Annotated in this window: 4 protein-coding genes and 1 pseudogene; 4 read left to right on the top strand and 1 reads right to left on the bottom strand. The window is 42.9% G+C overall.

What is annotated here, in order from left to right:
- A pseudogene (locus tag F6K51_RS18100) lies at positions 1-120 on the top strand (IS630 family transposase); the annotation flags it as partial.
- On the top strand, positions 121-1,494 hold the full coding sequence (locus F6K51_RS18105) for an AMP-binding protein (RefSeq protein WP_293022429.1): 1,374 nt from the start codon (positions 121-123) through the stop codon (positions 1,492-1,494). It abuts the pseudogene before it with no gap.
- A 345-nt stretch (positions 1,495-1,839) separates the two neighbouring features.
- Here F6K51_RS18105 and F6K51_RS18110 read toward each other — a convergent pair whose 3' ends face one another.
- The gene (locus F6K51_RS18110) at positions 1,840-2,406 is read right to left on the bottom strand and encodes a hypothetical protein (protein ID WP_293022432.1); all 567 of its coding nucleotides are present in this window, start codon (positions 2,404-2,406) and stop codon (positions 1,840-1,842) included.
- 604 nt (positions 2,407-3,010) lie between these two features.
- On the opposite strand from F6K51_RS18110, the gene F6K51_RS18115 reads away from it, so the two are divergent.
- Both F6K51_RS18115 and F6K51_RS18120 read left to right on the top strand, forming a co-directional pair.
- Positions 3,011-4,042: a PfkB family carbohydrate kinase gene (locus F6K51_RS18115; protein ID WP_293022433.1), complete on the top strand. Its 1,032-nt coding sequence runs from the start codon at positions 3,011-3,013 to the stop codon at positions 4,040-4,042.
- Positions 4,043-4,271: 229 nt separating this feature from the next.
- Positions 4,272-8,460: caspase family protein (locus F6K51_RS18120; protein ID WP_293022436.1), on the top strand; the 4,189-nt coding region annotated here is incomplete at its 3' end.

Raw genomic sequence — 8,460 nt, forward strand, 5'->3', positions numbered from 1 at the left:
AAATTTATTAAGTATGAGTGGATTGAAATTGATGCTTACGAAAACTGGAAAAGCTTTCTTGAATATCTCAAAAAAGTGCTTGACAATTTTGGGGAAGAATATGTAATTAATTTTGTTTAGGTGCTTACTGTCTTGGGATTAGCTAAAGCAGGAATTGTCGCAGTTTTATTTAATGCCAGAGAATCAGATAAAAAATTATCAACTTTAGCCCATAATTCAGGAGTCAAGATTACCATAGGTCAGCCCATCCCATCAGTAGAAACCTATGACCCAAACTGGATTCTTGAACGTTCCTGGTCGGGTCGCACTTCAGCAAAACACCGTCGTCAAGTTACGCTTGATGACCCAGTTGTGATTATCTTTACTAGCGGAACTAGCGGTCGCAGTAAACCCGCACTCTTTAGTCATCGCCGGATGATTGGTGCGGGAATTGCTTGGTCGTTGCGAACAGGGATGTCTTATGACAGTAAGTGTTACATCACTTTGCCTCTCTATCATGGAAATGGGCTAGCTGTGGCTTTTTCTAGTTGTTTAGAAGCGGGAGCTTGTGCTGTAGTCCGCGATAAATTTTCTGTGGGAGCATTTCTGACGGATGTGCGTACCTACAATTGTGATTCAGTTGTTTATATTGGCGAACTGTGGCGTTATCTGAGCAACAGTCCCCAACAACCCGAGGATGCCAAAAATCCCCTGGGCGTTATTTTTGGTAATGGTTTAACATCTCCCCTCTGGGAGCAGGTGATCGAAAGATTTGGGATTGAAAAAGTAGTAGAACATTACGGTGCGACAGAAATGCCAGCATCAGCACTGACAAATTGGACGGGAAGACCGGGTTATTGTGGTTTTATTCCCCCAGACCATCCTGATGCCAACAATGTAGCGTTAGTTAACGAGCAAGGAAAAGTTGTTGCACCGGGAGAAGTTGGAGAGGCTGTGTTGCGGGTTCCGGGTAATTTCTATCGAGGTTATCTTGACCCAAAACTAGATGAGGATAAACTCTGGAGAAATTTATTTGAACCAGGTGACTTGTGGTGGCGTTCTGGAGATTTACTATGTCGAGATGCTGACGGCTTTTTTATGTTTGTTGACCGTATGGGTGACAGCTTTCGTTGGAAAGGAGAAAATGTTTCTTGTGTGGAAGTAGAGGAAGCAATTTTATCGACGGGTAAAGTCCGAGAAGCGGTTGTTTATGGAGTTCCAATTCCTGGTGCATCGGGTAAAGTAGGGATGGCATCTATTTTACCTATTGAGTCTTTGGATGAAGGTGAAACTCTTGATGATTTCTTGACTCACTTGCAAGAACTTTTATCTCCCTATGCTATCCCACACATTATTCGATTAGTTGATCGGCATCACGAAACAACTTCCACTATGAAGATTATCAAAGCTCATCTACAGACTGAGGGGTTTAAGCAAATTGAAAAATATCCACATTTTGCGTTACGTCAGGGTCGGTATGTTCGCCTGAAAAGGGATTGCATTTCGGTACTATAGTCAGGAAAATTAACTCTAGGTTTTAGGTAAATAATATCAATGGTAGTGGTAAATATGTAGTGAATTAACCAAGGTATGTTAAGGTTTGTCAAGGGTTTCAACTATGGTAGCTACTTCCACGTATTGAAAGCCTCATCAGCTCGAAAAAGAGTAAGCATTCAGCTATCAACCGTTGGCCATTCGCGTAGCGTGGCTAAAGACTATGAATTCCTGGCCGAAAGGCCAGGGAACTGAGATTTAGCAAATGCTTACCTATTTCATTCAAAAGCTGAAGGCTGACGGCTGATAGCTGTTAGCGTAGCGTGCGCGTAGCGGATATGCTTAGGTTTTTTTAGTCTGTTTTTTCTATACCCTTGGCGAAGATGCTATCTTTCTCTGTGAGAGCCAACCTAAACCCAAAATACTAAGTCCTATAACCGTACCAGCTTCAGGTACACTTGCTGGTGATTCATTTTCTACCCGCCTAACAATCGCTGTGTCTACGAACTCTCCATCTACCTCGAATCCAGTAAATAAGTCTCCGAAAATACTCGGACCACTATAAGGATTAAATCTAAAATCTTCTGTAGCCCAACTTAATTGCTCGCTCTCTCCTACCGCACCTTCAAACAGTGACAATACAGGCTGTCTCGTAGAATCCGCCTTGGTATAGGTTCTATTGTTGAAAAAAAACTCAATCTCATCTACTGGATACGTTAACTCGACCACGGTAATATCAGGCTCACGATAATCAAATTCTCTCCGAGTTTCATTGGCGTCATCATAGCTGAACTTACCAGAAAATTCTTCTGTTGAAAACTCATAGGTAATGGTAATAGCTTGGGCAGGATTAGTGTCAATCACTGCTAGGCTTAAAGCCGCACCAGTAGTGATTAGTGCTAAGTTTTGGCAGATACTTTGTAGCTTTAACATTGATTTATCCCTGAAAATTACTTGTTGATATTACTTATTTTTAATTTTTTAAATTAAGTCTATACCAAGGGTCAGGAGAATTTATAAACACTACATAAAGTTTAGATAAAGTTTAGATAAAGTTTACATAAAAATGTGAATAACGGTTGATACTATAGCAATAGGGAATAGGAAATAGGGAACAGGGAATAGAAAAGGGTTGATAAACGTTAAATTTATTAACACAGTTAACAGAATTGATGTCCAAGTAGTTAGTTAAAAACTTGTTAATAAATCCCAAACACATTCTGGTCAACTAATCCGTCAGCCTATGCGCTACGCCCACGCGTGCGCGAACAGCCATTTGCGTAGCGTGGGCAATGTGCAATGCGCAATGGCCAAACGAGAGCATTTAATAGTTCGAGATTAATGGGAATTGAAAGTCTGGGTAAAAGCTGATACGCGACACGCTGATCGCTGATCGGTGGTATTTCAAGTAACAGTAAGGAGAAACTAATTAATACTAAACTATAGCGTTGCTCACAGTTATCAAGTACATTAAATTTTATTATCCCTACTCCCTACTCCCTACTCCCTACTCCCTACTCCCTACTCTCTTTGCTATATGACTGAATTTGCGTCTTTCAAAACTCAAGTAGCTGCTTCAGCTCCCCGTTTGTTTGAGCTCATTGATGGTTTTAAGCAATCCAAGGTACTGGTGGTTGGTGATTTAACTCTTGATGAGTTTCTCACAGGTGAAGTGGAACGAATTTCACGAGAGGCACCAGTATTAATAATACGTCATGAAACCACTCGTCAAACTCCTGGTGGTGGGGCAAATGCTGTTTATAATCTGGCTAAGCTGGGAGCAAAGGTTAAGGTAGCTGGGTTTTTGAGTAAAGATCCTCAAGGGCAAGTGCTGCGGACGATGTTTGAAGAGGTGGGGATTGATACTAGTGCGATCGTGATTGATCCAGACCGACCAACCGTGACGAAAAGCCGGATTGCTGGTCATGCCCGTCAGTCGGTGACTCAGCAGATTGTGCGAATAGACCGCAAGTCAGATGAATTGCCAGACCGGGATAAGCAGTTAGAGTTGGCAGCACAAATACGACAGCATTTAGGTCAGGTGGATGCTGTAGTTTGTTCTGATTACGGAGATGGTGTGTTTACACCACCAGTGATTGAAGCGGTTTTGTCTCACGACCGCACCATTGTAGATACTCAGAAGGATCTGGACCGTTATCATGGCGCTAGAGTATTTACTCCCAATCTGCCAGAAGCGGAGCGAGCAGTGGGCTATGGGATTAAGAGTTTTGAGGATTTGTTGAGAGCTGGTAGAGATTTGTTGGCACTGACTCAAGGGGAAGAAATTCTGATTACTCGTGGTGAACAGGGGATGAGTTTGTTTGGTCGTGATGGTAAGGTTGAGCATATCCCAGCCTTTAATCGCACCGATGTATTTGATGTAACTGGTGCTGGGGATACCGTAGTAGCAGCCCTGACCTTGAGCTTGTGTCTGGGGGCTTCCTACTGGGAAGCAGCGGTTTTGGGGAATTTGGCCGCTAGCATTGTGGTGCGTCAGTTTGGGACAGCCACCACTAGTCAGGATGAGATGAAAGAGGCTTTACGGGGATTGTTGGAGCTTGAAGCATAAACTATAGCAATTCTCTGTTCGATGCTTTCATCAATAGGTAAAGATTTATTACGAAAAAAATAATTTCTGCGTAAAGTCAACAGATTATCTTGAGGAATAAATAGGGAGCATCTCACTGCTGTGTGAGCGTGATTATACTGCCCACATATAGCAGAAGTCAGAAGTCAGAAGTCAGAAGTCAGAAGTCAGAAGTTCAGAAGTCAGAAGTCAGAAGTCATTTGAGAATAACATGTTTTCTCGCAATCTCGCCTTTATCATCGGTATCAATAACTACACCAACGGCATTTCTCCCCTGAACACTGCCGTAAACGATGCCAAAAAACTAGTGGAAATTCTCCGCGAGAAGCATGATTACGAAGTCTGGGAATGCCTAGACGAAGTGGCAACTCTGTCTAAGTTTAACAAATTTTTATCTCATACCTTACCCGAACAAGTTACTGAAAATGACCGCTTATTATTTTACTTTGCTGGTCATGGAGTCGCTCTCAATGGGGATGATGGCCCGGCGGGTTACTTAATTCCTCAAGATGCTTTACTGGGGGATACTAATAGTTATCTGCCCATGACCAAGTTACACGATGCTTTAAGTCAATTACCTTGTCGTCATTTCTTGGGTATCCTCGACTGCTGTTTTGCTGGTGCTTTCCGTTGGTCGAGTACTAGGGATCTACTCACATCACCAGAAGTAATTCACAAAGAACGATACGACCGTTTTATTAGTGACCCAGCCTGGCAAATTATTACCTCCTCAGCTTCTGACCAAAAGGCTTTAGATAACTTTAATTTAGATAACGAACGCGGTCAATTCGGCAATCATTCCCCTTTTGCTAGTGCATTATTAGAAGCCCTCGAAGGGGCAGCAGATATAATTCCTCCTGCTACCAATGGTAAACCGGCGGGAGATGGGGTAATTACAGCCACAGAATTATATTTATATTTACGGGATCGAGTCGAAATACCCACAGAAAAATGCCGGATACGACAAACCCCTGGTATTTGGTGTTTAAATAAGCACGATAAGGGAGAATATATCTTTCTTTCTCCGGGACATGAACTTAACTTACCCCCCGCACCACCTTTAGATGAATCACAAAATCCCTATCGCGGTTTAAACTCCTTTGAGGAGAAACACAGTTCACTGTTTTTCGGTAGAACATTACTAGTAGAAAAGTTACAGGATTTTGTGAAAAGTCATCCCCTGACAGTGGTGTTGGGTGCTTCCGGTTCGGGTAAATCTAGCTTGGTCAAGGCAGGATTAATTCCCAAACTACGGCAATATAATACCGAGAAATGGTGTATTTTGCCACCCATTCGTCCTGGTGAGACTCCCTTGCAAGGGTTAAATAATGTGCTGACTGAAGCTAAGTTACCCTTGGTTGAGCCACAAAACCCACAGCAGAACCTGGCAATGAGCATTGATGTTTGGGCGAAGAATAACCCCAACTCTAAGTTATTACTGTTGATTGACCAAAGCGAAGAAATTATTACACTCTGTCAAAACTTAGATGAGCGTCAGGCGTTTTTCCAACAGATACTCACAGCCATAAATACCCATGGGGATAAATTACGGGTAGTATTAACCCTACGCTCTGACTTTGAACCCCAAGTCAGGGATGCTGGCTTAACGTTTGTCCCCACAGACTATAACGTGGGTTTAACTGTGCTTAAAAAGCGTTGGCACAGCAGACGATTTATTGTACCGGCGATGACACGAGGGGAACTAAGGGAAGCGATAGAAAAACCGGCTCAAGCACGGGTAATGTATTTTCAACCCCACGATTTAGTTGAACAATTAATTGATGAAGTGGCGGATATGCCGGGAGCATTACCCCTGCTGTCTTTTGCCTTGAGTGAATTCTTCATCAAGTATTTAAGGCGGCAACGGGAGGCACAATACAGGGGTATTACTATTGACCGGGCGTTGACTCAAGCCGATTATCTTGAATTGGGGGGAGTAATGCAATCACTAACTCAAAGGGCTGATGAAGAATATAAGGCGCTAGTTAATAAAAACCCCGCTTATGACCAAGTTATCCGTCATGTGATGTTACGGATGGTGGCACTAGGTGGAGGAGAATTAGCCCGTAGGCGCGTATCGTTATCAGAATTGAAATATCCGGGTCAGAAAGATGGTTTAGTGAACGAAGTAATTAAGCGCTTTACTAACGTACGGTTATTGGTTAATGGAGTTGATGCTGTACGCAATCCCTATGTGGAACCAGCCCATGATGCTTTGGTGCGGGGTTGGCAAAGGTTGCTGGAGTGGAAACAAAAAGAGGAGGAAAATTTACTTCTACAACGGCGGTTGACTCCTGCGGCGGTGGAGTGGAAAAATCTTAAAAGCAAAAAACAATCATCCGGTTTTGAAGCCAAGGCTGAAGCTGCGATTAATTGGTTGAATGGGAGACTTGACCTTGCTGAAAACTTTATTAACAAAATAAACACCCTCGAAAATACTCCGTTGGCTCGATTGTGGCAACGGACACCGGAGCAACAAAAAGATTCGAGAGATAAAACCGTACAATTTCTTTGGAATGCCAATCCTTATCTTGATGTATTGAATAAAGAACTCAATTCTGATGATAACTGGCTGAACCAAGTAGAAGCTGAGTTTGTGCAGCGTAGCGTCAGGCAAAAAAGCTTCAATACTCGTCGGAATTGGGGTGTTGCGATCGCAGTTATGCTGGGGTTAGGTACAGGTTTAGTATTATCGACTCATTTTGGCTTACAATCTCGTAAACGGGCAATTAACTCAGACTTCCTTGCACAAGCTGCCAATATCAAGTATTCTCTATCAGTAGAATCTACTACAGAAGAATTGCTCCAAGCTATTGAATCAACCGCTAAAATTCAAGATTACCAAAAATCCTTACAACCAACAGTGATCAATGAAATTAATTCTAGCTTATTGACAGCTTTAGATAACGTACGAGAAAGGAACCGTTTACAAGGTCATACAGGTTGGGTCACTAATATCGCTTTTAGTCCAGATGGCAAACAGATTCTCAGTGGCAGTGACGACGGAACAGTGCGTTTGTGGGACACAGAAACCGGTCAACTAATCCATACATTAGAAGGTCATACTGATACTGTCTATGAGATCGCTTTTAGTCCAGATGGCCAACAGATTCTCAGTGGCAGTTCCGACAACACAGTGCGGTTGTGGGACACAGAAACCGGTCAACTAATCCATACATTAGAAGGTCATACTAGTTTGGTCTCTGATATCGCTTTTAGTCCAGATGGCAAACAAATTCTCAGTGGCAGTTGGGACACCACAGTGCGTTTGTGGGACACAGAAACAGGTCTTACTCTCCATACATTAGAAGGTCATACAAGTCGGGTCGAAGCGATCGCTTTTAGTCCAGATGGCAAACAGATTCTCAGTGGCAGTCACGACAACACAGTGCGTTTGTGGGACACAGATTCCGGTACACTAATTCATACATTAGAAGGTCATACTAGTTTTGTCACTGAGATCGCTTTTAGTCCAGATGGCAAACAGATTCTCAGTGGCAGTCACGACAACACAGTGCGTTTGTGGGACACAGATTCCGGTACACTAATCCATACATTAGAAAGTCCTACAGATTGGATCACTGATATCGCTTTTAGTCCAGATGGCAAACAGATTATCAGTGGCAGTAACGACAACACAGTGTGCTTGTGGGACACCGAATCCGGTCAACTAATCCATAAATTAGAAGGTCATATAAAAAATCAGTTAAGTTCTGTCACTGATATCGCTTTTAGTCCAGATGGCCAACAGATTCTCAGTGGCAGTAAAGACAGCACAGTGCGTTTGTGGGACACAGATTCCGGTACACTAATTCATACATTAGAAGGTCATACTTCTGAGGTCTCTGAGATCGCTTTTAGTCCAGATGGCAAACAGATTATCAGTGGCAGTTTGGACAACATAGTGCGTTTGTGGGACACCAAATCCGATCAATCTCTCCATACATTAGAAGGTCATACAAATACTGTCTATGCGATCGCTTTTAGTCCAGATGGCAAACAGATTCTCAGTGGCAGTTTTGACAACACAGTGCGCTTGTGGGACACAGAAACCGGTCTTCCTCTCCATACATTAGAAGGTCATACAAATACTGTCTATGCGATCGCTTTTAGTCCAGATGGCAAACAGATTATCAGTGGCAGTTTTGACAACACAGTGCGTTTGTGGGACACAGAAACCGGTCTTCCTCTCCATACATTAGAAGGTCATACTAGTTTTGTCACTGATATCGCTTTTAGTCCAGATGGCAAACAGATTCTTAGTGGCAGTGGCGACAGAACAGTGCGTTTGTGGGACACAGAAACCGGTCAACTAATCCATACATTTGTTGGTCATACCAATAGTGTTACTGATATCGCTTTTAGTCCAGATGGCAAACAGATTCTCAGTGGCAGTAACG

Source organism: Moorena sp. SIO3I8 (assembly GCF_010692325.1).
GTDB lineage: Bacteria > Cyanobacteriota > Cyanobacteriia > Cyanobacteriales > Coleofasciculaceae > Moorena.